The organism is Streptomyces sp. CA-251247 (assembly GCF_050952975.1).
GTDB classification, from domain to species: domain Bacteria; phylum Actinomycetota; class Actinomycetes; order Streptomycetales; family Streptomycetaceae; genus Streptomyces; species Streptomyces achmelvichensis.
This window is the reverse complement of the sequence record NZ_CP191861.1, coordinates 6,757,402-6,783,063: the sequence shown is the minus strand read 5'-3', so window position 1 is coordinate 6,783,063 and position 25,662 is coordinate 6,757,402. Positions and strand designations below refer to the sequence as shown.

At 70.7% G+C, this 25,662-nt stretch carries 25 protein-coding genes; 13 read left to right on the top strand and 12 right to left on the bottom strand.

Annotated elements, in window-relative coordinates:
* Positions 1–68: 68 nt before the first annotated feature.
* The 5 genes from ACQPWZ_RS30185 (at position 69) to ACQPWZ_RS30165 (ending at position 5,296) form a co-directional block, all read left to right on the top strand.
* Positions 69–1,028: an alpha/beta hydrolase gene (locus tag ACQPWZ_RS30185; RefSeq protein ID WP_433572909.1), complete on the top strand. Its 960-nt coding sequence runs from the start codon at positions 69–71 to the stop codon at positions 1,026–1,028.
* A complete protein-coding gene (locus tag ACQPWZ_RS30180) occupies positions 1,021–2,241 on the top strand; it encodes an acyltransferase family protein (RefSeq protein WP_433572908.1) in 1,221 nt (406 codons plus the stop codon). Before ACQPWZ_RS30185 ends, ACQPWZ_RS30180 begins: the two co-directional genes overlap by 8 nt.
* Entirely contained in the window at positions 2,234–3,589 is a 1,356-nt protein-coding gene (locus ACQPWZ_RS30175; RefSeq protein WP_433572907.1) for a histidine kinase, read from the top strand. Before ACQPWZ_RS30180 ends, ACQPWZ_RS30175 begins: the two co-directional genes overlap by 8 nt.
* Complete coding sequence (locus tag ACQPWZ_RS30170) at positions 3,586–4,257, top strand: response regulator transcription factor (RefSeq protein WP_340476418.1); 672 nt, start codon at positions 3,586–3,588, stop codon at positions 4,255–4,257. Before ACQPWZ_RS30175 ends, ACQPWZ_RS30170 begins: the two co-directional genes overlap by 4 nt.
* A gap of 424 nt (positions 4,258–4,681) precedes the next feature.
* Positions 4,682–5,296 (top strand): dihydrofolate reductase family protein, encoded by a 615-nt coding sequence (locus tag ACQPWZ_RS30165; protein ID WP_433572906.1) that lies wholly within the window; start codon positions 4,682–4,684, stop codon positions 5,294–5,296.
* Positions 5,297–5,336: 40 nt separating this feature from the next.
* Here the strand turns inward: ACQPWZ_RS30165 and ACQPWZ_RS30160 are convergent, their stop codons facing one another.
* The 4 genes from ACQPWZ_RS30160 to ACQPWZ_RS30145 form a co-directional block, all read right to left on the bottom strand.
* Positions 5,337–5,897 (bottom strand): isochorismatase family protein, encoded by a 561-nt coding sequence (locus tag ACQPWZ_RS30160; RefSeq protein WP_433572905.1) that lies wholly within the window; start codon positions 5,895–5,897, stop codon positions 5,337–5,339.
* 131 nt (positions 5,898–6,028) lie between these two features.
* Positions 6,029–6,217, bottom strand: a complete 189-nt coding sequence (locus ACQPWZ_RS30155; RefSeq protein WP_433572904.1) for a hypothetical protein — start codon at positions 6,215–6,217, stop codon at positions 6,029–6,031.
* Between the two features lie 38 nt (positions 6,218–6,255).
* Entirely contained in the window at positions 6,256–6,456 is a 201-nt protein-coding gene (locus tag ACQPWZ_RS30150; RefSeq protein WP_433572903.1) for a hypothetical protein, read from the bottom strand.
* Complete coding sequence (locus tag ACQPWZ_RS30145; RefSeq protein WP_433572902.1) at positions 6,453–6,866, bottom strand: hypothetical protein; 414 nt, start codon at positions 6,864–6,866, stop codon at positions 6,453–6,455. Before ACQPWZ_RS30145 ends, ACQPWZ_RS30150 begins: the two co-directional genes overlap by 4 nt.
* Before the next feature lie 131 nt (positions 6,867–6,997).
* On the opposite strand from ACQPWZ_RS30145, the gene ACQPWZ_RS30140 reads away from it, so the two are divergent.
* A complete protein-coding gene (locus ACQPWZ_RS30140) occupies positions 6,998–8,002 on the top strand; it encodes a GlxA family transcriptional regulator (protein WP_433572901.1) in 1,005 nt (334 codons plus the stop codon).
* Between the two features lie 154 nt (positions 8,003–8,156).
* Complete coding sequence (locus ACQPWZ_RS30135; protein WP_433572900.1) at positions 8,157–8,639, top strand: hypothetical protein; 483 nt, start codon at positions 8,157–8,159, stop codon at positions 8,637–8,639.
* Here the strand turns inward: ACQPWZ_RS30135 and ACQPWZ_RS30130 are convergent.
* Positions 8,629–10,173 carry a hypothetical protein gene (locus tag ACQPWZ_RS30130; RefSeq protein ID WP_433572899.1) on the bottom strand — a complete coding sequence of 515 codons (1,545 nt, stop codon included), beginning with the start codon at positions 10,171–10,173 and terminating at the stop codon, positions 8,629–8,631. The genes ACQPWZ_RS30135 and ACQPWZ_RS30130 overlap by 11 nt on opposite strands.
* A gap of 241 nt (positions 10,174–10,414) precedes the next feature.
* Here ACQPWZ_RS30130 and ACQPWZ_RS30125 point away from each other — a divergent pair, with 241 nt between their 5' ends.
* Together ACQPWZ_RS30125 and ACQPWZ_RS30120 are read left to right on the top strand one after the other, a co-directional pair.
* Positions 10,415–10,537 (top strand): hypothetical protein, encoded by a 123-nt coding sequence (locus ACQPWZ_RS30125; RefSeq protein WP_433572898.1) that lies wholly within the window; start codon positions 10,415–10,417, stop codon positions 10,535–10,537.
* An 18-nt stretch (positions 10,538–10,555) separates the two neighbouring features.
* Positions 10,556–10,984: a TIGR03668 family PPOX class F420-dependent oxidoreductase gene (locus ACQPWZ_RS30120; protein ID WP_356703261.1), complete on the top strand. Its 429-nt coding sequence runs from the start codon at positions 10,556–10,558 to the stop codon at positions 10,982–10,984.
* A gap of 154 nt (positions 10,985–11,138) precedes the next feature.
* On the opposite strand, the gene ACQPWZ_RS30115 is transcribed toward ACQPWZ_RS30120, so the two are convergent.
* The 5 genes from ACQPWZ_RS30115 to ACQPWZ_RS30095 form a co-directional block, all read right to left on the bottom strand.
* Positions 11,139–11,699: a peptidase inhibitor family I36 protein gene (locus tag ACQPWZ_RS30115; protein WP_433572897.1), complete on the bottom strand. Its 561-nt coding sequence runs from the start codon at positions 11,697–11,699 to the stop codon at positions 11,139–11,141.
* Positions 11,700–12,025: 326 nt separating this feature from the next.
* Positions 12,026–12,229: a hypothetical protein gene (locus ACQPWZ_RS30110; protein ID WP_340476409.1), complete on the bottom strand. Its 204-nt coding sequence runs from the start codon at positions 12,227–12,229 to the stop codon at positions 12,026–12,028.
* A gap of 73 nt (positions 12,230–12,302) precedes the next feature.
* Complete coding sequence (locus tag ACQPWZ_RS30105; RefSeq protein WP_433572896.1) at positions 12,303–15,635, bottom strand: RHS repeat-associated core domain-containing protein; 3,333 nt, start codon at positions 15,633–15,635, stop codon at positions 12,303–12,305.
* Between the two features lie 435 nt (positions 15,636–16,070).
* Positions 16,071–16,454: an MmcQ/YjbR family DNA-binding protein gene (locus tag ACQPWZ_RS30100; protein ID WP_433572895.1), complete on the bottom strand. Its 384-nt coding sequence runs from the start codon at positions 16,452–16,454 to the stop codon at positions 16,071–16,073.
* Between the two features lie 294 nt (positions 16,455–16,748).
* Positions 16,749–17,729 (bottom strand): endonuclease/exonuclease/phosphatase family protein, encoded by a 981-nt coding sequence (locus ACQPWZ_RS30095; protein ID WP_433573887.1) that lies wholly within the window; start codon positions 17,727–17,729, stop codon positions 16,749–16,751.
* A gap of 287 nt (positions 17,730–18,016) precedes the next feature.
* On the opposite strand from ACQPWZ_RS30095, the gene ACQPWZ_RS30090 reads away from it, so the two are divergent.
* Complete coding sequence (locus ACQPWZ_RS30090) at positions 18,017–18,562, top strand: hypothetical protein (protein WP_356706835.1); 546 nt, start codon at positions 18,017–18,019, stop codon at positions 18,560–18,562.
* Between the two features lie 39 nt (positions 18,563–18,601).
* On the opposite strand, the gene ACQPWZ_RS30085 is transcribed toward ACQPWZ_RS30090, so the two are convergent.
* Together ACQPWZ_RS30085 and bla are read right to left on the bottom strand one after the other, a co-directional pair.
* A complete protein-coding gene (locus tag ACQPWZ_RS30085) occupies positions 18,602–19,150 on the bottom strand; it encodes a YciI family protein (RefSeq protein ID WP_433572894.1) in 549 nt (182 codons plus the stop codon).
* A gap of 131 nt (positions 19,151–19,281) precedes the next feature.
* A complete protein-coding gene (gene bla / locus ACQPWZ_RS30080; protein ID WP_433572893.1) occupies positions 19,282–20,244 on the bottom strand; it encodes a class A beta-lactamase in 963 nt (320 codons plus the stop codon).
* Positions 20,245–20,409: 165 nt separating this feature from the next.
* On the opposite strand from bla, the gene ACQPWZ_RS30075 reads away from it, so the two are divergent.
* The 3 genes from ACQPWZ_RS30075 to ACQPWZ_RS30065 all read left to right on the top strand — a co-directional run bounded on the left by ACQPWZ_RS30075 (position 20,410) and on the right by ACQPWZ_RS30065 (position 25,659).
* Positions 20,410–21,336: a LysR family transcriptional regulator gene (locus tag ACQPWZ_RS30075; RefSeq protein WP_433572892.1), complete on the top strand. Its 927-nt coding sequence runs from the start codon at positions 20,410–20,412 to the stop codon at positions 21,334–21,336.
* Positions 21,333–22,235 carry a serine hydrolase gene (locus ACQPWZ_RS30070; protein ID WP_433572891.1) on the top strand — a complete coding sequence of 301 codons (903 nt, stop codon included), beginning with the start codon at positions 21,333–21,335 and terminating at the stop codon, positions 22,233–22,235. Before ACQPWZ_RS30075 ends, ACQPWZ_RS30070 begins: the two co-directional genes overlap by 4 nt.
* A gap of 217 nt (positions 22,236–22,452) precedes the next feature.
* Positions 22,453–25,659, top strand: coding sequence for an alpha-L-rhamnosidase (locus ACQPWZ_RS30065; protein WP_433572890.1), 3,207 nt, complete (start codon positions 22,453–22,455; stop codon positions 25,657–25,659).
* The last annotated feature ends 3 nt before the right edge of the window (positions 25,660–25,662 follow it).

Sequence of the window (25,662 nt, the reverse complement as noted above, 5' to 3'; positions counted from 1 at the left end):
CAGGGGGTGCTGTCCCTAACTTCCGTACTGCAGCCACGTGTTGCTGCACCACGGAAGGAGCACTTCTCATGGCGTCCCGCCCCCGCCGCCGTCTGTGCCGCAGCCTTCTCGCCGCACTGGTCACCGCGTCCGTCGCCGTGCCGGTGTCGGGCGCCGCACGGCCCTCGGCCGTTCCGGCACCCGCCCCGGTCGCCCTCGGTCCGGTGAACGTCGCCCCCGGTGCCCTGGCCGCGCGCTACGCGGCTCAGCGGGAGGGCATCCGGGCGGCCGAACGCGCAGCCGCCGGACACGGCGATCACCGGCGCGCGGCCGCGCTGTCCGCCATGGCCGGGGCCGACCGCCGGTTCCTCGCCTTCGACGGCCGCGACGGCGGCCGCGCCGCCGAGGTGTTCGGCGACCTGTCGCACGCCGACCGGATCGCCGTGCTGGTCCCGGGCTCCGACACCGGCCTCGACCGATACGAGCGTTTCCGAGCGGGCGCCCAGGAGCTGGGGCGGCAGCTCGGTAACCGTGGTGCCGTCGTGGCCTGGCTCGGCTACCGGACCCCGGCCACCTTCAGTGCGGCGGCTCTCACGCCCGGGTCGGCCTCAAAAGCGGCACCCGCCCTGCGGTCCTTCGTCGCCGAGTTGGCCGCGGCGGCCCCCGCCACCCGCATCGCGGTGCTCTGCCATTCCTACGGATCCGTCGTGTGCGCCCGTGCCGCCTCGGGTCTGCGGGCATCGGACATCGTGCTCTACGGCAGCCCCGGCGCCGGCTTCGACAACGTCCGGGACCTGCGCACCCGGGCAACCGTCTGGGCGGGCCGGGGCAGCGGCGACTGGATAGCGGATGTGCCCCACGTACGGCTGGGCCTGCACTTCACCACCATCGGCTTCGGCACGGACCCGGTGTCGGACGGGTTCGGCGCGCGTCGCTTCGACGCGGGCGCGTGCGGACACAGCGGCTATCTGCGGGCGGGGTCGGTGTCCCTGCGGAACATCGCCGGCATCGTCACGGCGACCGCGCGGACGGGAGAACGCCATGCATGACGTCGTCCGCCGTATCGAGGGACGGGAGCACGCCATGCGTGACGTCGTCCGCCGTATCGACGCCGCCACCCCGCCGGGCCGCGATCGCGCCGTCGATGCCCTGCGGGCCCTGGCCGTCCTCGGAGTGGTGCTGGGGCACTGGCTGGTGACCGCGCTGGTCGCCGACAGCGGCACGGTGCGGGTCGCGAGCCCGCTCCAGCATCTGCCCCACCTGGCCCCGGTCTCCTGGGTGTTGCAGACGCTGGCGGTGTTCTTCCTGGTCGGTGGGCGGGTGGGGGCGAGGAGTTACCTGTCGGCACGCGAACGCGGCGTGAGCTACCGGCAGTGGTTGCGCACACGGCTGGGGAGGCTGTTCGGGCCGGTGTGCGCCGTGCTGGTGGTGTGGTCCCTGGCCGCCGGGACGATGCTGGCGTGCGGCACGGGGTGGGCGACGGTGCACGCTCTGGGGAAGCTGGTGCTCTCGCCGCTCTGGTTCCTGCTGATCTTCGCCGTCTTGACGGCCGCGACTCCCGTCGCGGCGCGACTGCATCCGCTGTGGCCGCTCGCTGTCGTCCTGCATGTCGACCTGTTCCGCTTCGGGTTGTCCGGACCGGACCGGATCGGCGAACTCAATGTGATGGCGGGCTGGCTGGTCCCGTACTGCCTGGGCGCCGCCTGGGCGCGGGGCAGTCTGAACAGCCGCGCGACGGCGTGGGCCCTGCTGGTGGGCGGTGCGGCCGCCACCACCCTGCTGGTGCTGTTCGCCGGCTATCCGGCGGCCATGGTCGGGGTGCCGGGCGCCGGGATCTCCAATCTCGGCCCGCCCACGCTCGCGGCCGTCACCTTCGGGCTCGCCCAGTGCGGGGCGGCACTGCTGCTGCTCGACCCGTTGCGACGGCTGTGTGCCGGGCCCGTGGCCTGGGCCGCGGTGGCGCTGGTCAACCTGTCGGCGATGACCGTCTTCCTCTGGCATCAGACGGCGATGATGGCGGTCACCGCGACCGCCCTGCTCACGGGGAGGGCGGTGCCCGGCCTGCACACGGTTCCCGACGGACAGGGCTGGGTGCAGGCCAGAGTGCTCTGGCTGCCGGTGTTCGCGGCGGCGCTGCTGGTGTGCTGGGCGGCCTTCAGAACCTACGAGCAGGATCGGGCCCACGAACAACAGAGGCGGGGGCGCACCACGGTGGTGCGCACGGGCAGGCCCGCCCGGAGGGAGGCGGCGCGCGATGTCTAGGGTCGATCGTGTGGGGAACGGCGGGGTGGGACACGGGGGCGACGCGGCGCGCAGGGCGGGAGCCGGACGACGCGTGCCCACGGCGGCGCGCGCGGTCCTGCGGGCGCTGCGCGAGGACTTGTGGAGTACGGCGGCGCGCCCGCTGCCGCCGATCGCGACACCGGGCCGGCAGATGTGGCAGCCGGCCGTCGTCGTGCTGCTGGTGCTGATCGCCGCCGGGATCGCCGCCTTCACCGTCAACACCCTGGCCTTCTCCCCGCGGTACGGCATCGGCACGAGCACGGCCCTGCTGCTCGGCGGGGTGCAGGCGGTGGCTCTGGTCGCGGCGGCCTTCCGTCCGGTGGTGGCCTGGTGGGTGGCGACGGCCGTCATGGCGGTCACGGCTGCCCTTCCGACGCTCGCGGGGGACGCCTCCGCGGCCGGCGGCCTGACCCCGTGGACCGGGACCGCGCTCACCGTGCAGGCGGGAGTGCTGTTCCTGCTGGCACTTCGTCTGCGCCCCCGGGCGACCGCCGGGGCGCTGGCCGTCGGCGTCGTCGTGGCGCTGCTGTGCGCTCCGCTGCCGTCGGGGGCCCACCCCGCCGGCTTCGGCCAGGCCGTCGCGATCCTTGCCACGGCCGCGGTCCTGGGTGCCGCGCTGCGCGGCCGGCAGGTCGCCCGGAGCGAATTGACCGTGCAGGAGGAGCTCACGGCCGGCGAGCGGGCCCGCCGCGCGCTGCTGGAGGAGCGCAACCGCATCGCGCGCGAGCTGCACGACGTGGTCGCCCACCACATGTCGGTGATCTCCATCCAGGCACAGGTGGCGCCCCACCTCGTCGAAGCGCCGTCCGACGAACTCAGGGAGAACCTCGCGGGCATCCGGGACAGTGCCGTCGAGGCGCTGGCCGAACTGCGCCGGGTCCTCGGCGTCCTGCGTTCCGAGGACGCCGTCGCGGACGGGGTGCGCCATGCCCCGCAGCCCACCCTGGACCGGCTGGACGAACTGATCGGCACGGTGCGCGGCGCCGGTGTCAGCGTCGTCACGCAGATCAACGGAGAGCGACGTCCGCTGGCTCCGGGCGTCGAACTGTCGGCGTTCCGCATCGTGCAGGAAGCCCTGAGCAATGCGATGCGGCACGCGCCCGGGGCCCGCGTGCGGGTGCAGGTCGGCTATCACGCGGCCGTGCTCGCCGTCCGTGTCACGAACACCGCCGCCTCCGGTCCGGCCCCGTCCGCACGGGACGGCGGGCACGGCCTGCTCGGGATGCGGGAGCGGGCTGACATGCTGGGCGGCGACCTGGTGAACGGACCGCTGCCCGACGGCGGTTACGAGGTGCTGGCCACGCTTCCCCTGGAGGACGGATCATGACCATCCGCGTGCTGATCGCGGACGACCAGATGATGGTGCGCCAGGGCTTCACCGTGTTGCTGAACGCCGAGCCGGGCATCGAGGTCGTCGGCCAGGCGGTGGACGGCCTCGACGCGATCGCCAAGGTGGCCGAACTGACCCCCGACGTCGTCCTGATGGACATCCGTATGCCCGGCCTGGGCGGCATCGAGGCCACCCGCCGCATCACCGGACCCACCGGGGACCCGGCCGTGAAGGTGCTGGTCCTCACCACCTTCGACCTCGACGAGTACGTGTACGAGGCGCTGCGCGCCGGGGCCTCCGGCTTTCTGCTGAAGGACGCGTCGGCCGCCGAGCTGGCGCAGGCGGTACGGGTGGTGGCGGCAGGTGACGCGCTGCTGGCCCCGAACATCACGAAGCGGCTGATTGCCGAGTTCGCGCGGGTGACCCGCACCCACCGCGCCCCGCTCATGGAGCGCGTCGGAGCTCTGACGGAACGCGAGACCGAGGTCCTGGCGCTGATCGCGCAGGGGTTGTCCAACGCGGAGATCGCGGAGCGGCTGGTCGTGGCGGAACAGACCGTGAAGACGCATGTCGGCCGGATCCTGCTGAAGCTGGGCCTGCGTGACCGTACGCAGGCGGCGGTCCACGCGTACGAAACGGGCGTGGTCCGCCCCGCCGGCTACTGACCCCGCCCTGCCTGCCGGCGCACGAGAAGGCCCCGGCCGAGGACTGAGGAGGCCTGCCGGGGCCGTTCGTGGTGGCCGGCGGAGGGCGGTCGCCTCGCGGCGAAAGGCTCCATGGGGCTTCAGCCGAACGATCTTCCCCATGGGCTATGGGTAGGCCCGGGGACACTGTCCCCTCCGCAGCCACGGAGTCCAGAACCGCGGGCGTCCCCGGATTGTTCCCGGGGTCTCGCCAGGCTTCATCGCGCCCCGTGCCGGTGCGGCTCGTACGCTGGGTCGGGGTCGCGCCGGGGCCCTGGCGAGGACGCGGAGCCCGTGGTCGGTGCGGGCGCGGGATTCGGGTGACGCAGAGCGATGACTTCTGCGCGCTCGCGCCGTCTGCCGAAGCACACGGGACATCACCGACGACCTCTGGGAAGAGCCCACCATGAAGAAGATCATCGCTCAGCTGTTCATCTCGCTCGACGGCGTCGTGGAGGCGCCCGACCAGTGGCACTTCCCCTACTTCAACGACGAGATGGGTGCGGCCGTCGACGCCGCCCTCAGCCCGTCGGACACGCTGCTCCTGGGCCGTAAGACCTACGACAGCTTTGCCGGAGCCTGGCCGGAGCGGGAAGCGGCCGGCGGCGAGGACGCCCACTTCGCCAAGGCCCTCGGAGACGTCCGGAAGATCGTCGTCTCGAACCAGCAGCTCGACTTCACGTGGCGGAACTCCGAGCTGCTCGGCGGCGACCTCGTCCAGGCGGTCACCGCCCTGAAGAACGAAGCGGGCGACGGTCCCATCGGGATCAGCGGCTCGGTCTCCGTCGTCCGGCAGCTGCTGGAGGCGGGACTGCTGGACGAGCTGCGCCTGCTGGTGCACCCGATCGCCGTACGCAAGGGAATGCGCCTGTTCGACGAGGGCGAGGCCCCGATCCCGCTGACCCTGATCTCGTCCGAGACCTTCCGGACGGGGGTGCTGAACCTCGTCTACACCCGCGCCGAATCGACCGGCGAGGGCACCTACGACGACGCGAAGACCCAGCTGCCGCAGCCCGAGTAGATGTGGCCCGGGGAATCACGACCGGCTTCCGCTGGACAGGTCAGGACGTGCCGCCGAAGTCGACCTCCTCGGTCTCCACCGTCCCGGCCGTCCGGCCCGGCGCCGTCTCGTGGGCCCAGTACAGGTTCGTGTGCGCGATGACCTGGGCGGGCGGCGGCGCGCCCCACTCCGTCAGATCCTCGGTCGTGTGGGCGTCACTGACGAGGGTCGTGTCGTATCCCCTGACGAACGCGCCGTGGAGCGTGGCGCGAATACAGGCGTCGGTCTGTGCGCCGACGACGAAGAGCCGCCCGACGCCGAGTCCCGACAGCTCCGCCTCCAGGGTGGTCTCCTCGAACGAGTCGCCGTAGCCCTTCGCGATGCGGGGTTCGGCGTCGTCCGGGGCCAGTTCGGGAACGATCTGCCACTTCTCGCTCCCCTTGGCCAGCTCGTCGTCGGTCTGCTGGACCCAGAGGACGGGGACGCCTTCCCGCCGTGCCTTCTCTACGAGACTGCCGATGTTGCCGACGGCGGCGTCACGCCGGTGCGCCCCCGCGACGACGCCGTTCTGCACGTCGACGACAAGGAGTGCGGTGTTGGGCCGGTTCTCGAGCGTGGTCATGGTCTCCTCCTCGGCAGGCGGGGGTCCTGCGCACGCCGGCCACCCGTGTCCGCCCACGGTAAGCCCGAGGGCGGGCCCGCCGTTCGGGTCGGGCCGGAGCGATGAGCCCGGCCGGATCCGAACGACGGGCTCTACGACGTCGGCAGCGTCAGCACCACAGCCGCCAGCAGGACGTCGAGGACGCCGCAGAACTCCGCGTACCACCGCGGGACGATCATGTCCGCCCGGTGGTGCGCGACATCCCAGCCGGCGTGGGCCAGCCATCCCGCCGCGAGCACCAGCCGTGCCTGCTCCCCGTCGAGAGCCAGGGCCACCAGCATGACGGCGCCGAAGGCCAGGACACCCGCCGTCTCCAGCGTCAGCCAGCCGGGCCGCGACAGCTGCCCGCGTACGCGCCCCAGACCCAGTAGACGATCGCCGCCACGACGATGCCGTGCGCGAACTTCGTGTGCACCCCGATGACGGCGAGCAGTGCCACGGTCGCGGCCCCGACCCAGCTGGGCCAGTGGTACCTGACCAGCACCGGTCGCAGCCGGGCGGCGATGCCGGACGGGCTCATGACCGCACCTCGTGGGCGGCGCGGCGGCGGAGCATGACGAGCAGCATGAGCGGGAACATCGCCACATGCAGCAGGACCATCAGGGTCTGGTCCGAGATGACGTCCAGCCACAGCAACGGGAGGAGGACGGGCAGGGGGACGAACATGACCCCCGACATCTCCGCGATGCCCGCCCGCGGGTGACCTCGCAGGCGCATCCAGATCGCCATCCCGAGCGCCATGTCGACGGTCATCACCACGGAGGCGAGGGCCGGTTGCCGCTCTGCCGAGTAGCCGAGGTCCGCGGCGGCGACGATGCCCTCCACGACCGCGCCGAAGACCATCATCCCGGCGAACATCGCGACGACCATCTCCGCGTAGTGCAGTGCGAAGCGCGACCAGTGTCCGCGTTCCGCTGCGACGTTGCTCATGAGAACCCTCCCTGCTGTGACGACCGGACCGATGTCCTCACCCTCGGATTCCTGCGAGGGAGCGGCAAGGAAGGCCGGAGACGGTGTCCGAATACTTGGGATCCCTGTCATTCGGACATAGGATGGGAGCCATGGACGAGCGGTTGGTGGTCGTCGTCGCCTACGACGAGGCGCAGTTGCTGGACATCGCCTGCGTGACCTCGACGCTGGAGGCGGCCAATCTGGGAGGCGCCAGGCCTCCGTACCGCGTGCGCCTGGCCACGTCCGGCGGCCGGGCGGTCACCTGCGACCAGGGGCTGACGCTCCAGGCACAGGAGTCCCTCGAACGGATCAAGGGCCCCCTGGACACGCTGATCGTCTCGGGTGGCATGGGATTCAAGGCGGCAGCGGCGAACCCGCGCATCGTGGGCCATGTGCGCCGCCTCGCGGGCGAGAGCCGGCGCGTGGCGTCGGTGTGCACCGGCGCCGGTGTCCTGGCGGCCGCGGGCCTCCTCGACGGCAGACGCGCCGCGACCCACTGGATGTGGGCCGACGAGATCGGCGCGACCTATCCGAAGGTCACGGTGGACCCGAGCCCGATCTACATCCGCGACGGCCAGGTGTCCACCTCGGCCGGCGTGACCAGCGCGCTGGACCTGACGCTGTCGTTCGTCGCGGAGGACAACGGCCCCGAGCTGGCACGAGGGGTGGCCCAGGCACTGGTGACGTATCTGCAACGGCCGGGCAACCAGGCACAGATGAGCATGTTCGTCGCCGCCGCACCGCCGGAGCACGACCTCGTACGCCGCGTCGTCGACCATGTCACCGGCCATCCGGGCGCCGATCTGACGACGAAGTCGCTGGCCGTGCTGGTACGGGTGAGCGAACGTCACCTCACACGGTTGTTCATCGAGCATCTCGGCCGGACGCCGGGCCGGTTCGTGCGGCACGCACGGACCGAGGCGGCGGCCCATCTGCTGGCCGCCACCGGACTTCCGGTGGCGAGCGTCGCGAAACGCTGCGGCTTCGGGACGGCCGAGACCCTGCGGCAGGCGTTCGTCGACCGCTACGGGATCCCGCCCTCGCGCTATCGGGCGGCCCAGGCGCAGTCCGGAACGCACCACGCCATGGCGGCCTCACCGCCGGGGAGCAAGTGACAACTCCCGGCACCGCGCAGGATATTCACGCCGTGAGGGGTGATCGTGCCTGCGCGGGGCCGATGGCGGGGCATAATTTGCCGATGGAGGGCGGCGGATGATGCGTTTGACCGGCAAAGACAGCCAAGAACCGGACCACGGGGGTCCGTTACCCGTGCCCGTCTCCCCCTGGCCCAAGTGGCGCGGCGACGAACCCGTGACCGCGCCGGACGGCCACCCCTATCTCCTGGCCACGCTGCGGATGAGCGTGACCAGCGGCAGGACGTGGCAGCGCCATCGCCTGATCGAGAACGACCAGCTCCGCACCCGGCTCACCCCCCTCCTCGGCACGCTCCCGCTGAGCCATTCGTATTTGCAGGAGCCACACGGCGGACACACCTGCCGCTTCAGCGAACCCAGCCTGACGATGTGGCAGGACACCGACCCGGACCACTGGCCGAACACGCTCTACCGTCAACTCACCGCCGAGGACGGCCCCCGCCAGGGCCTGGGCGAGGTGACCGTGACCCTGCGCCTGGAACCCCGCGACGGCGAGGCCTGTCAGGTCGAACGGGTCGTCAGCGAGTGCAACGTACGGGCGGACGGCCGACTCCTCGTGGCACAACTCGGCCACGACAGGCTGCCGTTCACCGAGTAGCGCCCTGGCCGGCAGAAGGCGCGGTGCCGCGCCCGGGGGCGACGTAGACGTACTGCCCTCGGTACGGGCCCGGGTCCTCCAGGCGGTACGCACGCCAGGTACGGGCGTACGGCGGCGGGCCCGAGGTACGGGTGGTGAGCACGGCGACCGGCATCCTCTGCGCCGCACGGCCGATCTCCACGGCGGTGGTGTTGGCGTTGTTGCCGTGGGTGTGCACGGAGGCGCATCCGGCGTAGTAGGCGATCGGAACGGACTCGTGTCCGGAGAGCAGGCACGGCGGTCGCACACCGAGCCGGTGCAGCTGGCCGACGACGCGGGACCATGCCGCGTGGGAGACCGTGGTGCGCTCCACGGCGCGTGAGAGTACCGCGTACTGCACCGCCAGATGCCCGGCCAGCGCGACCGCCAGCAGGGTGACGGCCACCGGGCGCCGGCGCCCGCTCGGCGTGACGGCCAGGCGAAGGAGTCCGTCGGCGACCGGAACGGCGAGCAGGGCGTAGGCGGGCAGCAGGAACCGCGGAGCGGCATAGCCGATCAGGAACAGATACGGCACGGCCACACTGAAGGCGCAGGCCAGCGGTACCAGCGTGCGTGCCGTGCGCCGGGCCCGGACCGCGACGGCCAGCGCGAGGGCGGCGAGCAGGGGAAGGGCGCACCACCAGACGAGCACCGCCACGTCGGGCATCGAGCTGGTGCACGGCCGGCACAGCGTACGGCCGCTCAGACTGCGCAGCTGGTCGCCCACGGCGATGTTCCAGCCGAGATCGCCCTGCACACGGGAGGCCTCGGCCATCCGTGTGCGCAGACCGCCGAAACTGACGTACGCCTCGACGACCCACTCCGCGGCCCCGAGCAGCAGCCCCGCCGACAGGGCGGCCAGCAGGCGCAGGTGCCGCCATCCGGGTACGCACACGAGGAGCACGAGCAGGGGCAGCACCACCCAGACCGCGTCGGTCGGCCGCATCAGTGCCATCAGGGCCGCGCTGCCCGCCACCCCCCACAGGGGCGCCCGGGCGACGCGGTCGGCCTGGGCCCGCAGGAAGCAGCCCACCGCCGCCAACGCGCCGATCGCGACCCAGAAGTTGGGCATCGCCTGCGGGCCGTAGAACATCGTGATCCACAGGGTCGCGAACAGCGCGCCGCCCGACGCGAGCACCCGCACGGGGAACAGGCCACGCCAGCACCGCAGGGCGATGAACAGCCCCAGTCCGGCCAGCACCGCCAGAAAGACGCGCAGCAGGGCGGTGGACGACGACCAGGAAGCGATCGGAGCGACCAGCAGCGAGACACCTCGCGCGCGGGGGGCGCTGAAGAACGCCGCCGGTGCCTGTCCGCCGATCTGGCTGACGTACACCGTCTCGTCCCAGCCGAGACCCATCCAGGGCCGCACCAGAACCAGTTGCAGCAGCGTGAACGCGACCGCCACGGCCGCGAGCAGTCGCGTGTCCGCGGGACTCCACGACCGCCTGCCGGCCACGGACAGTCCGCGCGAGGTGGTCCGGGTCCGCCGCGAGTGCACGGTCGTCTTCGGCATCGTCCACCCTTCGCGCCACCGGCCGGGGAATCTCCTTCGCCCTCGGTCCGCAGCACGGACGGAGAGGAAGGTACAGGGATAAATATCGATAAATTACCCCGCTGGAGTCGGGTGCGCAGTGCGGGGACCGGCGGGACGGCCGTACGGGGACCGGGGAGACGGGTGGTTCACCCGGGTGGTCAGTGGGAGCCGCACCCCCCTGGGCGGGTAGTCAGAGGTTCTGTGCCTCCCGTTCCCGCCCGTGTCCGAGTTCCTGCCCGTGTCCGCCCCCGGAGCCGACGTGAAATGCGGAGTCTCGACCTTCATCACCGACCAGGGCATCAGCCCGGCGCGGCTGGCCGACGTCGTCGACAGGTACCGCTGAGGCGGGGAAAGGGGTGCCATGCCCGTTCTGACGAGCACCCAGGTACGGGAGCGGTTCGCCGCGGCGCGCGTCGCCCACCTCGCGACAGCCGACGCGACGGCACACCCGCACCTGGTACCGGTGGTCTTCGCGGTGGACGGCGACACGGTGGTGCTGGCCGTGGACCACAAGCCGAAGCGGACGACACAGCTGAAACGCATCGCCAACATCGCCGCCAACCCCTCGGTGTGCCTGATCGTCGACCACTACGAGGAGGACTGGGAGCGCCTGTGGTGGGCCCGCGCGGACGGCAGGGCGCATGTGCTCCCGCCACCGGAGCGCTCCCCCGAGGCGGCCCGGTGGGCGGGCCTGCTCACGGCCAAGTACGAGCAGTACGCGGACCGGCCACCCGGCGGCCCGGTCGTCGTGATCCCCGTCGTGCGGTGGAGCGGCTGGCGGGCGTGGTGAGCGACAGCCAGAGCCCGCGGGCAGCCCGGACCGGCATCCGGGCTGCCCTGTGGACTCGTTGTCGCCGGACGGACAGACGCCTGCGGGGCACCGGCGTCGAGCCGGCACCCCGCAGGCCCGGAGTCGCTGTTCCTTGTGCTGCTGTTGTCCGGCGTCAGGCGGCGACCGAGCTGGCCCAGTCGTTGTAGGCGCCGAGGTTCGAGCTGTAGGAGTTGGGGCTGATGGAGATCGTGCCGCCGTTGCCTCCCTCGTCACGGGCGAGCCAGGCGTACGAGTTCGACTGCCTGTTGCGCCACGACGACGTCTGGTCGTTGAAGCCGTACTCGTTGAGGTTGTGCCAGTAGTAGTCGCTGAAGATCAGCCGACGACCGCCGCCGTTCGCGTGCTCGTACAGGCACGTCCAGCCGGAGGCACAGGCCGGCAGTGCCCGGGTGCCGATGCTGCGGGCCAGCGGATCCGTGGCGCGGGAGTAGCCGAGCGCCTTGTCCGCTTCTCCGTGGGTCTTGAAGCAGCGCACCTCGGTCTTGGAGTACACGACGCAGCTGCGGGCGTCGCCCCAGCCTTCCTGCTTGAGGTTGACCGTCTTCTGCCCGTAGGCGGCGACGGCGCCGCCGCCCTGGGTTCCGGCGGCGGACGCCATCGGCGCCGGGCCGGTGAGCAGCGCGGCGGCCGCGGTCAGCGCGGCTGCGGCCAAGACGGAACGTGATGTCTTCACTGTTTCCCCCTGATCGAATTCAGCAGGCCGGCCAGGTGCGCCCCGGGAGAGGTCGAACGTCCCCCTGTGGTCGGTTCAGGGCGTGAAATCCTCCTGGCCGTCCCCTTGTGCGGACAGGGGCAACTAAAGGGGCGGCACTAATGCCCCGTCAACAGCACGCGAAAGGTTGGCAGAGGAACAAGCCATTCCTTTGGGGAATCGGGGTGCGACACTCCACATGTCGCAATTCAGTGAGTGCGGTGAATACCTTGACCGAATTCCGCCCCTGCGTATTTCTGGATCACCCGGCCGACCTGGCACTCCCCGTTCTCAGCGCGGTGATGGGTTCACGAACTGGCTTTGCGCACGACGATCTCCGACACGACCCAGGCAACACCCATCATGACGAGGAGTGTCACACCGCCGGCGACCATGCCCGCGACCAGGAAATAGACAGCCAGCGCAACAACGGCAACGATCAGCACGCGGAGGATGCTGATCATCCGCTTGACGCGCGCCTTGCGCTGCAGCGAAATACCCACCTGATCCATTTCCAACACCTCTCTCATTCAACAATGGATGCGCTTCCGGGAGTAGACGCTTCTACCCCCGGAAGCACGTCGGTCACTGGAAGGGCATCTGCGCGATCTGACTCGCGCTCCAGGAGATTGCGTAGCAGCCCGCGGTGGCGCCGAGGGACGTTCCGAGTGTCGGTGCGGCCGTCACGGCCACCGCCGCACCACAGAGGCCACCCGCGACAACACCTGCGGCGAAGCCCGCGACGTCGCCCCACAGCGCCTTGGTGTCACCTTCCGCGAGGTGACTTCCGGCCTGGACGAGATCGCCGATCGGCCCCAGGGCGTCCCACGCCGCCAGCCCTGTCGGGTCGATGCGGTTGACCGGGTCGCCTTCGGCGTACAGGTAGGGGTTCTTCTCCTGGCCGGAGGGGTCGGGGCTGGTGAAGCGGCCGAGGTTGGGGTCGTAGTAGCGGGCGGCATAGTGGTAGAGGCCGGTCGGGTCCTGGAACCCGCCCGCGAACCGGTACGGCTGAGGCACCTGCTCGCTGGTTCCGGCGCGCTGAACTCCGCGGGGGCTGTAGGAATACGCGTTCACCTTGGCGCCGCTCTCGTCGGCGACCGCGACGACGGAACCGATCGCGTCGGTGAGGTAGTAGTACGACGTGCCCCCGGTCGTCATGGAGTTCAGGGTGCCCCCGGGTTCCCGGTTGAAGCCCATGTCCACTCCGCCCGTCGACTTCGCGGAGAGCCCGAGCGGTCCGTTGTGGAAGAACGTGTCGCCGAGCCTGATGCGCTCGCTCTGGTCGGTGGAGCCGTACTGACCGGCGTACGTCGTGCCGCCCACGGTGAGCGAGGTCAACTGGGAGTGGTCCGACCACTTCTCGGCCGTGCGGGTCTCCTCCGGCGTGGAGGCGCCGGCCGTTTCGTTGCCGAGCTTGTCGTAGGACCAGTTGGCGGTGGAACCGTTCTTCGCGGTGATCTGCTGGGCGTCGTTGACGGTGTAGGTCGTGCCGCGCGGGCAGCCGGACTCGGTGCCCTGGGAGGTGAGGTTGCCCGCCATGTCGTAGCAGTACTGCCAGGAGGAGGTGAGCGTGCTGCCCTTCTCCTCCTTCGCGTACGAGAAGCGGCCGGCGCTGTCGTAGGTGTAGCTGGTCCTCAGGCCGGCGACCGCGTCGGTGCTGGTCCGTATCTTCCCGCCGTCCTTGCCCGCGTTGAGGTACGAGTAGGTGAGGTCGACGAGCGTGCCCTTGGGCGAGGTGGCCCTGACCTTCTCGGGGCGGCCCGACTTGTCCGGCGTCACCTCGTGGACCGTGCCGCCGGGGAAGGACGTCTTGGTGCGGACGTCGTTGTTGTTGTAGGTGTACGTGGTCTTCCTGCCCGTCGGGTCCTTCAGCTCCTTGAGGCTGTTGACCTCGTTCCAGGTGTAGTCGGTGACTCCTGCCGGATCCTCGTAGGTGTCGACGTTGCCCGCAGGGGTGTAGGTCAGCTTGGTCTGCGAACCGTTCTGCAGCGTGCGGACGGTCTCGCGGGACAGCGGATCGAAGTCGTACGCGATGACGCCGGTACGGTCGGAGCGCTGCGTGAGGTTGCCATCACCGTCGTAGGTGTAGGTGACCGTCGCATAGCCGGACGTGTCGACCTTGGTGACCCGGTCACGGTGGTCGTACTCGTACAGGGTGGTCACGCCCCGGCCGTCCTTGACGGTCTTGGCGCGGCCGAGGCCGTCGTAGGTGTAGGTCGTCTGCCCGAGCGGCGCGGGCGGGGTGACCTTGTCGAGGTTGCCCGTGGAGTCGTAATGGAACGACGTGGAGACCGACTTCGTCGAGCTCAGCTTCGTCGTCGCCTTGCACCGCTGACCTTCGAAACCGCCGCAGGTGGGGCTGGAGGTGTTGTAGTCGTACGTCTCCGAACCGCCGCCCGTACCGGTGACCGCCACCGACTTGGTGTTGCCCGCGTCGTCGTAGGTGTAGTCGGTCTTCTCGTTGTCGGCCGTCGTCATCGAACCGGGCAGGTCCGCGCCGGACTTGGTCTGGTAGCCGGTGAGCGACGACGTCGCGCCGGTGGGCAGCTTGGCGGAGGTCGGGTTGTTGCGGCCGTCCCAGCCGTAGGTGGTCACGTTGCCACCCGTCCCGCCCGTCCCCATCGCGTCGGTGGCGGTCTGGACGTTGTTGTTGGCGTCGAACGTCTTCGACCGGGAGTGCCCGAGAGCGTCGGTCACCTTGCCGACCTTGCCCGCGCCGTCGTGCTCGTACGTCGTGGCGTGCTGCTCCGGATCGGTGACCGTCGTCGTTCCCGCCGCCGACGGGGTGCTCGCGGAGTAGCCGTAGGTGTAGGTCGGACCGGTGTGACCGGAGCCGTCGAAGTCCGTCGCACGGAGCATGGAGCGGACGCGGTTCTGGTCGTCGTAACTGAAGTCCGTGACCCGCCCCTCAGGGGTGGTGATCTTCGTCAGGCGGCGCGAGGAGTCGTAGCCGAAGGTGGTGGCCTTGCCCTCGGTGTCGGTCGTCCGGGCCAGGTTGCCGGCCGGGTCGAGGTCGAGGACGGCGGTCCGGCCGGTGTGGTCCTTGGCCTGCCACTGATTCGGGTAGGTCTTGACCAGGTCGACCCATCGGCCCGAGCGGGTCTCGGTCACCTTGAAACCCTTGTGCTCGCTGCCGTCGTCGTGCTGCTCGACGGTGATGGTGCCCTTGTTGCGGTCGGTGACCTTCGTCAGCGTCCCGCTCGCGTCGTAGGTGTCCTTCACGCCCGACTTGCGGCTGGTCAGGGTGTAGGTGCCGTCGGCGTTCTTCTTCAGGTCCTTCGAGTAGCCCTTGGGTGTGGCGAAGGACCCGTCCGTGTTCTCGGTGAAGCGGACGGCATCGCCGGTCGCGTCGTAGACGACCACCTCGGAGTCGACGATGTGCAGATACCGCTCGTACTCCTGCCACCAGCGCTGCGAGACCTTGCCCCAGGGCGCGTCCAGCGAGTTGTACGTACGGGCGAGGCGCAGCTTCTGGCCCACACCCGCGACCTCGAAGTCGGTCCCGGCGAGCATCAGGTTGCCGTTCGACAGATTGATCCGCGCCACGAGCGAGTCCGTGATGCGGAAGTCGGAGATCTGATGCCACGGCACCGACCCCTGCCCCTCCGGGACGTAGACCAGAGGCGCCGCGGAGCTACGGGCAGTGCCGCCGGGTGTCTCTCCGGTGCGGGCGCGCTCCTTCTGCGCCGCGCGCCAGGCCGACTCCTCCTTCGACGGAGCCGCCTCCGCCTCGCCCGGTACGGGCTTGGTGGAGCCCACCTTCACCGGCGGCTCGGTGAGCGGCGCCGTCTTCTTTCCCCACACCGATCCGGGGCCCGGATCGGCAGACGGCGGTGTCGGCGCGGCGAACGCCGGGAGCGCCGAGGCCCCCAGCGCGAGTACGGCAACGGCCGCTGTCAATGAGTGTCTTGCGGACATACGGGCACGCCGGAACGGCGTGCCGGAAGCACGCGAAACCATGCACTTCCCCCCACAGGAAGAGAAACCACAGTGGCCCCCACGGCCACTGGAGCCGCACACGTTTTCACGGCGCCTTCACCGGCGACACGGCGTGCCCGCCAACTGTTCGCACATGCGGGCGAATTTGAGCCGATCATTCGAGACGGGAACGCTCGCGGAACATTGCCCCCCGGCAACAGTTTCCCTGATCAACAGGAAGGGCTTTCCCCTGGCGAACGTGGCCGGAATGCATTCCTGCACTTGGCGTGCGGGACGCCTGTGGGAGATGAGGAAGGCTGCGCGGGGCAGCCGGGGAGACGGCCGGCGGGCGACGGCACGGTCAGCCGGTGACGGCCGGTCAGCGGGTCGACGGACCGGGGAGACAGGGTGATCAGCGAATGACGCCCCCTCCGGTCAGCGGGCGTCGAGCTCGGCGATCAGCTTCTTCGTCGCGATGACGCGGTAGCTCTCCTCCACCCAGTCGCAGAGCACCTCCGCCGAGGGTGCACCCTTCTGGGCGAGCGGGATCTGCACCCAGCCCGCCTTCCCGAGGCCGTAACCGGACGGCTCGGCGCCCGGGCAGGTCAGCGCGTGAGCGTGCATCGCCTCGTCCTTGAGCTTGACGCCGACGCTCAACGGGTAGCTGCCGTCGGTCACCCCGAGGAAGACGAAGATCTTCTTGTTGACCTTGACGACCGTGTCGCCCCAGGGAAATTCCTCGCCGGCGCCGGGCAGTCCCAGGGCAAAGGAGCGCACCTTGTTCCACTTCGCCAGCGCGGGCTTCGGTGGTGCTGCCATGCCGTCCTCCTGATCGCGCGATCCGTCCCTCTCACGCTAGGGCTGTCCCGTAGTCCCCGGCGGATCAGCGCGCGGCGTCAGATGCGGTGCATCGCAAGGCGAAGGGTCGTCCTCATACTGGGCGTATTCGGGCGATCCGACAACGCAGCGAGGGGCCGTAGCTGTCGTCGTGCGCCCGCCGGAGATTACGGGACAGCCCTTAGCTTCGGCCGCTGGGATGCGCCGGGCGGTCACGCGGAAGGCGGGTCGCGATGGGGGCCGGCCGAGCCGGTATGCGGTCGGCCCGGCGGCCGGTCAGCGCTCGGGCTCCCAGTCGATTCCGGCCGCGACCGGCAGGTGGTCGCTGCCGGTCGCGTTCAGGGTCCACACGTCGGTCACCGTGGCCGAACGGGCCATGACGTGGTCGATCCTGGACACCGGGAATCCGGCGGGCCAGCTGAAGGAGAAGCCCTGCTCGGCCGAGGTCAGCCGCGAGGTGACCGGCGCAAGTCCGCGGTCGTCCAGCGTGCTGTTGAGGTCTCCGAGGAGGACCACCGTGTCCAGCTTCTCCGCGCCGAGGGCCTCACCCAGCAGGTGAGCGCTTTCGTCCCGTCGGTCTGAACCGAACCCTCTGGGTCCGATGCGGACGGAAGGCAGATGGGCGACGTACACCGCGAGGTCGCCGCGCGGCGTACGGACGGTGGAGCGCAGTCCGCGGCTCCAGCCGTCCCCGATCCCCTTCGGTTTGATGTCCACCGTGCGGACGTCCGACAGTGGATACGCCGACCAGAGCCCGACGGTGCCTCTGACCGCGTGGAAGGGGTAGGCCGACTCCAGCGCCCTCTCGTAGGCCGGCAGAGCGACAGGGGTCAGTTCTTCCAGCGCGATGAGGTCCGGCGCGGAGTCGACCAGGGCGGCGGCGGTGCCCGCGGGGTCGGCGTTCTCGTCGCTGACGTTGTGCTGCACAACCAGGAAGTCGTACGGGGTCCGGCCCTCACCGAGCAGCAGCCCGCCGAAGAGACCGGCCCAGACAGCCGCGGGCAGCAACAGAGCCACCACAGCGAGGGCGGAGCGGCGCAGCAGGGCCAGTCCGAGCAACACCGGGACGGCCAGACCGAGCCAGGGCAGGAAGGCTTCCAGCAGGCTGCCGAGGCGAACCGCGGTGTTGGGCACGGCGGAGTGGAACGCCAGGAGTCCGGCGGTCAGCACAGCGAGCGCGGCGAGAACGCGCCCGCGGGCCCATGGCGACCGGGGCTTCGCGTCCTTGCCCCGGCGCCACGGGTGGAGGCGAGACAGCTTCCGCCGCGCGGCCGATGCCCTGGCAATCGGCGGCGCAGCGGAACTACCCGTCGCCACAGAGCTGTTCGCCCGGTCCACCAAGGTCCACCCATCCGTCTCGTGCTCGTCGCGCCCTGCCCCGCAGTTGTGAGCGCACGACACGCTCAGTACCACGCATGATCAGGCGATCGGGTTCCGCGCTGCACCGTGGCATTGCCGCGACCGTCCATGAGGGCGGACCAGCGCGGCCCGTGCGGTTACGCTCCCTGGGCGAGGGCCGACATCAACCAAAGCCGGGGGCGACCGTGAGCCGACCACTGCTGTTCCTCGATGTGGACGGGCCGCTCAACCCCTATGCAGCTCAGCCGGAGAGGCGCCCCGACGGATACACCACGCTCAGAGTGCCCCGGCCGGCCGGGACCGCGGAAGGACTCTCGGGCCGGCGGCGCCCCCTGCGGGTGTGGCTCAACCCGGGGCACGGGCCGGCCCTTCTCGGGCTCGGCTACGAGCTGTGCTGGGCGACGACATGGATGGCCGAGGCCAACCGGTGGGTCGCCCCCGTGCTCGGGCTTCCCGAACTCCCCTATGTCGACTTCGGCGACGCCCTGTTCCAGGAACGGCCCGACGGGGTCCACTGGAAGACGGGTCCCCTGGTGGACTTCGCCGACGGTCGTTCCTTCGCCTGGGTGGACGACGAACAGAGCGGCCTGGACGAGGAGTACGTGACCTCTCACCACCGCGGGCGTGGGCTGCTGCACCATGTCGATCCGCGGATCGGGCTGCGCGATGACGACTTCCGTACGCTCGCCGACTTCGCCCGATCCCCGGACACCTCACGAGCCACCGGCTGACCCCGACTCGGGCCCATCCCCGTGACCGTGTACGGAAGTTCAGGACCGGCCGCCGAACTGCCAGCGGTGGACCTCGATGTCCGCGTACCGGTCCGGTGTCAGGACGGCGCGTGCCGTGTCCGGGTCCGGCGCCCGCAGCAGCGCTGCCGTACCCACCCACGTGGCGCCGTCGTCGGACAGCAGCGGCCCGTAGGCGATCAGCTCGTCCTGGTCGGCCGGCACGGTGAGATCGGCCGCCTGTCCCGTGCCGAGACCGAGCACCAGGTACCGGTTGCCGTCGTCGGGCCCGCCGGCGAAGTCCCACATGGTGCGGTCGAGCAGATTGCGCCACCGGCGCAGCAGCACATCGCGGTACACGCCTGCCTGGTAGCCGGGCTCACCGAAGGCGAACGCGCGGGCGGCGGCCGGATCGGGCAGGTCGACGATGTGCACGCTGCCGGTGGGCACCTCACCGTCGCCGGTGAGGGTCGGGCCGCGGGCGATCATCTCCGCCGCGTATCCGTCCATGTAGGACCAGTGGGCTTCCAGCAGCTCGTGACGCAGCTCCAGGGAACCCGGCCGGTCGCGGTGGTAGCAGAAGAACTCCATGGTCCACAGTCTTCATCACGGTGCGCGACGCTCTGACAACGGGTCACTCGGTGAGCCGTGACCGAAGCGACGCGCAGAGCGCACCCCGGCATCGGCTCGGACCTCTCCCGATACAGCACAGCAACCCGCCGCTACGACAACGACTTCGCGACCACCGACGCCGCCTCCGCGATCAGCTTGTCGTCGTGCTCGGCAGCCTCACCGGCGCGGTTCGACATGATCGCCATGACGATCGGGGCAGCGCCCGGCCGCCACACCACCGCGATGTCGTTGCGGGCGCCGTACCCGCTGCCCGTGCCGGTCTTGTCCCCGACCACCCAGCCCTTGGGGACCCCGGCCCTGATGAGGTTCGCACCGGTGGTGTTGGTCCGCAGCCACTTCGTGAGCTGAGCGCGCTCGGCCCTGCCGAGGACGTCTCCCAGGACGAAGGCGCGCAGGTCCTCGGCCAGGGCGCGCGGTGTGGTCGTGTCCCGCGTGTCGCCCGGGGTCCATCGGCTCAGTTCGGGTTCGCGGCGCTCCATCCGGGTGACGTCGTCGCCGATCTCCTTCAGTACGGCGCCCAGGCCCTTGGGGCCGCCCAGTGCGTCGAAGAGCAGGTTGGCCGCCGTGTTGTCGCTGAAGCGGACAGCTGCGTCGCAGAGTTGGGCCAGGGTCATCCCGGTCCCGACGTGCTTCTCGGTCACGGGAGAGTTCGCGATCAGGTCGTCCCTCGAGTAGGTGATCATCCGGTCCATCCCGCTCATGGAGTACCTGCGCAGCACGGCACCGGCCTCCAGTGCCTTGAACGTGGAGGCGTAGGGGAATCGCTCGCCGTCGTTGTGGGCCACCTCGCGCCCGGTGCCGGTGTCGATGGCGTACACACCGAGCCGTGCGTCGAACGTGCGCTCCAGAGCTTTGAGTTCACCCGCGAACGCCTTCGCGTCCGTAGGCGTACTCCCCGGCGAGGCGGATGAGGACGACGACACGTACGGGGACGACACGGACGGGGACGACGAGGACGACGACTCCTGCGAGCCGGAGCAGGCCACCAGCGGGACGAGCGCGAGCGTGGCGAGCGCGCCGAGAAGGGCGTGGCGGACGCGGGTGGGGTGCATGGTCCGAACCTCCGGGGCGCCCCGCACGCAGGGCGCGTAGGGGACAGAGCTCGGCTCCGTCCCGGTGCGTGGTGATGTGTGCCGGGACCACCCTCACCTTCCGATGACCATGCGGTCCAATACGGTCCTGCGCTGTTCCATGCCGAATGGGCATAGAGTCGGGCCGTGGATCTGGTGGCGGCATGTCGCGCGTTCGTCAGCGTGAGCGAGCACGGGAGCTTCACCGTCGGCGCCGCAGCCGCCCGGATGTCGCAGCCGGTGGCCAGCCGTCGCGTCGCCGCCCTGGAGGAACGCTTCGGTGAGCAGTTGTTCGAGCGCACGTCGCGGCGGGCCGTCCTCACCCCCTTCGGCCGGGACATGCTGCCGACGGCCAGGCAGCTCGTGCAGGCGGCCGAGGTGCTGCTGACCGAGTCGGAGGCCGCCAAGCGCAAGCCCTGGCGGCTCGCCGTGCCCGGCATCTGCTCGGTGGCCTCTCTCGCCCGCCTCGTCGCCGAGGCACGCGGGCACGGCGTCACCCTCGACCTCCGTAACGCGGCTCCCGCCCGGCGCAGGGAACTCGTCCATGCGCAGCAGGTGCGGGCCGCTCTGCTGGCGGTGCCGGCGGACGAGGCGACGTGGTCCGTGCCGCTCGGGCTCGCCGGTGCCCAGGATCCCGGTGTGAAGCGCCTCTACCTCGAAACACTGCGGGTCGGCCGCGCCTCGGTCGATCCCGCCTCCCGTGTCTGGATCGAGCCGGAAGACGACGTGCCGCACATTCGTGATCCGCTCACCCGACTGCGGGACGCGGTCGGGCTGCGGCCCGCCCAGCTCGTCGCCGCGGCCGATCTGACATCCGCGGCGGCGGAAGTGCTCTGCTCACGCGATCTGCTGCTGTGCTCCCCCGCGCAGACCGAGGAACTCGCCCTGCACTGGCGGCCCATCGGCGAGATCGCGCTCAGTCGGGGGTTCGCCCTCGTCGCCGCCGGTGACGGCAATCCCCAGGCCGTCGAAGCGCGCCTGGGGGACGCCATCGCCCGCTGTCTCGGCGCGGCCACCCGGGCAGGCAGCGCGGCAGGCACACCGGCGGGCAGCACCGGGGGTTCAGCGGCGTGAGTACCGAGGCCCTGCTGAGCGACCTGCGCCGGGAGCTGCACGACGGTGGTCTGCACGGCTGCCTGCTCGTCCGGGATCTGCACACGGGAGAGGAGCTCGGGATCGAGCCGGACACCCAACTGCCCGCCGCCTCCCTGGTCAAGGTCCCGCTCGCGCTGGCGACGGCGGAGCGCATCCGCCGCGGCGAGCTGGACGGGGCGGCCGTGCTCGATGTGCGCCCCGGGCGGATCACCACGCCCGGCCCCACCGGACTGAGCCGCTTCCGCCACCCCGCCCGGATCGCGCTCGACGATCTTCTCTATCTGAGCACCTGCGTGAGTGACGGTACGGCCGCCGACGTCCTCTTCGACCTCACCCCGCCGGCCCGGGTCGCCGAGATCCTCCACCGGTTCGGCCTGCGCGGTATCACCGTCCGGCACAGCATGCGGGAGCTGTCCGACACACCCGTGGAACGCTTCGACGCCACCGAGGCCCATCTCGCGCACGCCCTCGCGATCGACGCCGGCACCAGCGGCCGGGGACACCGGGTGCCGCAACTCGACACCACCCGCGCCAACACCGGCAGCCCGCGCGCCTACGTGGATCTGCTCCAGGCGCTGTGGACACCGTCGGCGATCCACCCGGAGGTGGCCGAGCGGGTGCGCGGTCTCATGGCCCACACCGTGCTCCGGCACCGGCTCGCCCCGGACTTCAGTTCCGACGCCACCTCCTGGTCCTCCAAGACCGGCACCCTCCTCAACCTCCGCCACGAGGTCGGGGTCGTCGAGCACTCCGACGGTCAGGCGTTCGCCGTCGCCGTCTTCACCGAGTCGCTCGTGCCGGCCAGTACCCAGCCGGGCGCCGAGGCCCTCATGGCACAGGTGGCCCGCAGACTCCGGGACCATCTGCGGCAGTTGTAGGCCGGAGCAGGCCCGGAGTCGTCCGTACCTTCACGGCCGGGCGGCATTGAAAGGGTTCAATTGCCGTTCAATGAAGTTGAGTTGACCGGACCTCAGCCGTTTCCGCAGGTCACCTCCGCATGCCCGAGAAATGGCTCGCACGCGCATTGACGCCCGCCCCACGCACCCCTACCTTCGCAGCCGTGAATCGATTCACCTTCTCCCTCTAGGGGCCGCTGTGATCAGTAGAAGGAACATCCTCGCGAGCGCCGTCGCCACCGCGGGAGCCGTGGCCGCCGGAGCCGGACCGGCCGTGGCCGGTCCCCCGCCCGCCGCGGGACGTGCGGGCAGGAGCGCCTTGCAGATCGTCTCCCCGACGGTGGAGTACGTCCGGCAACCGCTGGGGCTCGACGCCGCCCGCCCGCGCCTGAGCTGGCCGATGGTCTCGGCCAGGCCGGGGCAGCGGCAGAGCGCGTACCACGTGCGGGTCGCGACGAGCGCCGCCGGCCTGTCCCACCCGGACGTGTGGGACAGCGGCAAGGTCGTCTCGGACGCATCCGTCCTCGTCCCGTACGCCGGTCCCCCGCTCGAAGCCCGCACACGCTACTTCTGGTCGGTGCGGGTGTGGGACGCCGACGGCGGTGCCTCCCGGTGGAGCGCGCCCTCGTGGTGGGAGACCGGCCTGATGGGCGCGTCCCCGTGGTCGGCGACGTGGATCTCCGCTCCCTCCGCGCTCACGGATGCGCCGTCCCTGGAGGGCGGTTCGTGGATCTGGTTCCCCGAGGGCGATCCGGCGAGCAGCGCTCCGGCGGCGACCCGGTGGTTCCGCCGTACCGTCGACCTTCCGGCCGGCATCACCGCGGCCACACTGGCCATCACGGCGGACAACGTGTACGCCGTCTCCCTCAACGGCGCCGAACTGGCGCACACCGACCTGGAGACGGACAACGAGGGCTGGCGCCGCCCGGCCGTCATCGATGTCCTCGGCCACATCCGGTCCGGCGCCAACACGCTCGCGGTCTCCGCCGTGAACGCCACGGTGGGGCCGGCCGGTCTGATCGGCGTGCTGGTCCTCACCACGGCCTCCGGTGAGAAGAAGGTCTTCACCGACGCAGCGTGGAAATCCACGGACCACAGGCCCGCCGACGGCTGGCGCGAGCCTGCCTTCGACGACAGCGCGTGGCAGGCGGCGAAGGAAGTCGCCGGGTGGGGGGCCGGGCCCTGGGGCCGCGTCGTGCCGGCCGTTTTCGCAGCCAACCAACTGCGCCACGAGTTCCGGCTGCCGCGCAAGAAAGTGAGCCGCGCCCGTCTGTATGCCACGGCTCTCGGCCTGTACGAGGCGCATCTCAACGGCCGTCGCGTGGGACGCGACCAGCTCGCCCCGGGGTGGACCGACTACCGCAAGCGCGTGCAGTACCAGACCTTCGATGTCACCGGCTCGGTCCGCCCGGGCGCCAACGCCCTCGCCGCCTATGTGGCGCCCGGCTGGTACGCGGGCAATGTCGGCATGTTCGGCCCGCATCAGTACGGCGAACGCCCGGCTCTCCTCGTCCAGTTGGACATCGACTACGCCGACGGGACCAGCGAGCGCATCACCTCGGGGCCCGACTGGCGTGCCACGTCCGGTCCCATCACTTCTGCCGATCTGCTGTCGGGCGAGTCGTACGACGCGCGGAAGGAGACGGCCGGGTGGACCTCACCCGGTTACGACGACGGGTCGTGGCACGCGGTTCGCGGCGCAGCCGACGACGACGTCCCGGAGCAGATCGTCGCTCAGGTGGACGGTCCCGTACGCGTCACGAAGGAGCTCGCCGCCAGGAAGGTCACCGAGCCCGCACCGGGCGTCCACGTGTTCGACCTGGGGCAGAACATGGTCGGGTCCGTGCGGCTGCGCGTGTCCGGCGAGGCGGGTACCACGGTGCGGTTGCGGCACGCGGAGGTCCTCAACCCCGACGGCACCCTCTACACCGCGAATCTGCGGTCGGCCGCCGCGACGGACACGTACATCCTCAAGGGGCGTGGTGAGGAGACGTACGAGCCGCGCTTCACCTTCCACGGCTTCCGCTATGTCGAGGTGACCGGCTTCCCCGGCAAGCCGTCGGCCACCGCGGTGACCGGTCGGGTGATGCACACCTCCGCACCGTTCACCTTCGACTTCGAGACCAATGTCCCGCTGCTCAACACGCTGCACAACAACATCGGTTGGGGGCTGCGGGGCAACTTCCTCTCCGTCCCGACGGACACACCCGCCCGCGACGAGCGGTTGGGGTGGACGGGTGACATCAACGTCTTCGCCCCCACGGCCGCCTACACGATGGAGTCGGCCCGCTTCCTCACCAAGTGGCTGGTCGACCTGCGTGACGCACAGACACCAGACGGCGCGTTCACGGATGTGGCACCGATGGTCGGCACGGTCGGCAACGGCGTCGCGGGCTGGGGAGACGCCGGTGTCACCGTCCCCTGGGCGCTGTACCAGGCATACGGCGACCGGCAGGTCCTCGCGGACGCATGGCCGTCCGTGCAGGCGTGGCTGGGCCATCTGGAGAAGCACAGCAACGGACTGCTGCGGCCGGCGGCCGGATACGGCGACTGGCTGAACGTGTCGGACGAGACGCCCAAGGACGTGATCGCGACCGCCTACTTCGCGCACAGTGCCGACCTCGCGGCCCGGTTCGCGACGGAACTCGGCAAGGATCCGGCGCCCTACGCCGACCTCTTCGCCCGCATACGCACGGCGTTCCGGACCGCGTACGTCGCACCGGACGGCAAGGTGAAGGGCGACACACAGACGGCATACGTCCTCGCCCTGTCCATGAACCTCATGCCGGACGCCCTGCGCACGGCGGCGGCCGACCGCCTGGTCGGCCTCATCCGGGCGAAGGACTGGCACCTGTCGACCGGCTTCCTCGGCACACCGCGGCTGCTGCCCGTCCTCACCGACACGGGCCACACCGATGTCGCCCACCGCCTGCTGCACCAGCGCACCTTCCCCAGCTGGGGCTACCAGATCGACAAGGGCGCGACGACCATGTGGGAACGCTGGGACTCCATCAAGCCGGACGGCGGCTTCCAGACCCCGGAGATGAACTCCTTCAACCACTACGCGTACGGCTCCGTGGGCGAGTGGATGTATGCCAACATCGCCGGCATCGCCCCGGGCCGGGCCGGCTACCGGCAGATCGTCGTCCGCCCCCGCCCGGGCGGCGAGGTCACCTCCGCCCGGGCGACGTTCGCCTCGCTCTACGGCCCGGTCTCGACGGACTGGCAGCAGCGCCCTGGCGGCTTCACGCTGTCATGCAGCGTGCCGCCCAACACCACGGCGGAGGTGTGGATCCCGACGAACGACCCCGCCCGTGTGCGGCACACGGCGGGGAAGCTGTTGCGGGTGGAGGACGGCTGTGCGGTGTTCGACGTGGGGTCGGGGAGCCACCGCTTCACGGTGTGAGCA

Bases quoted from the DNA above. Each gene is read 5' to 3' on its own strand.
- ACQPWZ_RS30185 (WP_433572909.1), top strand. From the start codon at position 69: ATGGCGTCCCGCCCCCGCCGCCGTCTGTGCCGCAGCCTTCTCGCCGCA.
- ACQPWZ_RS30180 (WP_433572908.1), top strand. From the start codon at position 1,021: ATGCATGACGTCGTCCGCCGTATCGAGGGACGGGAGCACGCCATGCGT.
- ACQPWZ_RS30175 (WP_433572907.1), top strand. From the start codon at position 2,234: ATGTCTAGGGTCGATCGTGTGGGGAACGGCGGGGTGGGACACGGGGGC.
- ACQPWZ_RS30170 (WP_340476418.1), top strand. From the start codon at position 3,586: ATGACCATCCGCGTGCTGATCGCGGACGACCAGATGATGGTGCGCCAG.
- ACQPWZ_RS30165 (WP_433572906.1), top strand. From the start codon at position 4,682: ATGAAGAAGATCATCGCTCAGCTGTTCATCTCGCTCGACGGCGTCGTG.
- ACQPWZ_RS30160 (WP_433572905.1), bottom strand. From the start codon at position 5,897: ATGACCACGCTCGAGAACCGGCCCAACACCGCACTCCTTGTCGTCGAC.
- ACQPWZ_RS30155 (WP_433572904.1), bottom strand. From the start codon at position 6,217: ATGCTGGTGGCCCTGGCTCTCGACGGGGAGCAGGCACGGCTGGTGCTC.
- ACQPWZ_RS30150 (WP_433572903.1), bottom strand. From the start codon at position 6,456: ATGAGCCCGTCCGGCATCGCCGCCCGGCTGCGACCGGTGCTGGTCAGG.
- ACQPWZ_RS30145 (WP_433572902.1), bottom strand. From the start codon at position 6,866: ATGAGCAACGTCGCAGCGGAACGCGGACACTGGTCGCGCTTCGCACTG.
- ACQPWZ_RS30140 (WP_433572901.1), top strand. From the start codon at position 6,998: ATGGACGAGCGGTTGGTGGTCGTCGTCGCCTACGACGAGGCGCAGTTG.
- ACQPWZ_RS30130 (WP_433572899.1), bottom strand. From the start codon at position 10,173: ATGCCGAAGACGACCGTGCACTCGCGGCGGACCCGGACCACCTCGCGC.
- ACQPWZ_RS30120 (WP_356703261.1), top strand. From the start codon at position 10,556: ATGCCCGTTCTGACGAGCACCCAGGTACGGGAGCGGTTCGCCGCGGCG.
- ACQPWZ_RS30110 (WP_340476409.1), bottom strand. From the start codon at position 12,229: ATGGATCAGGTGGGTATTTCGCTGCAGCGCAAGGCGCGCGTCAAGCGG.
- ACQPWZ_RS30105 (WP_433572896.1), bottom strand. From the start codon at position 15,635: ATGTCCGCAAGACACTCATTGACAGCGGCCGTTGCCGTACTCGCGCTG.
- ACQPWZ_RS30100 (WP_433572895.1), bottom strand. From the start codon at position 16,454: ATGGCAGCACCACCGAAGCCCGCGCTGGCGAAGTGGAACAAGGTGCGC.
- ACQPWZ_RS30085 (WP_433572894.1), bottom strand. From the start codon at position 19,150: ATGGAGTTCTTCTGCTACCACCGCGACCGGCCGGGTTCCCTGGAGCTG.
- bla (WP_433572893.1), bottom strand. From the start codon at position 20,244: ATGCACCCCACCCGCGTCCGCCACGCCCTTCTCGGCGCGCTCGCCACG.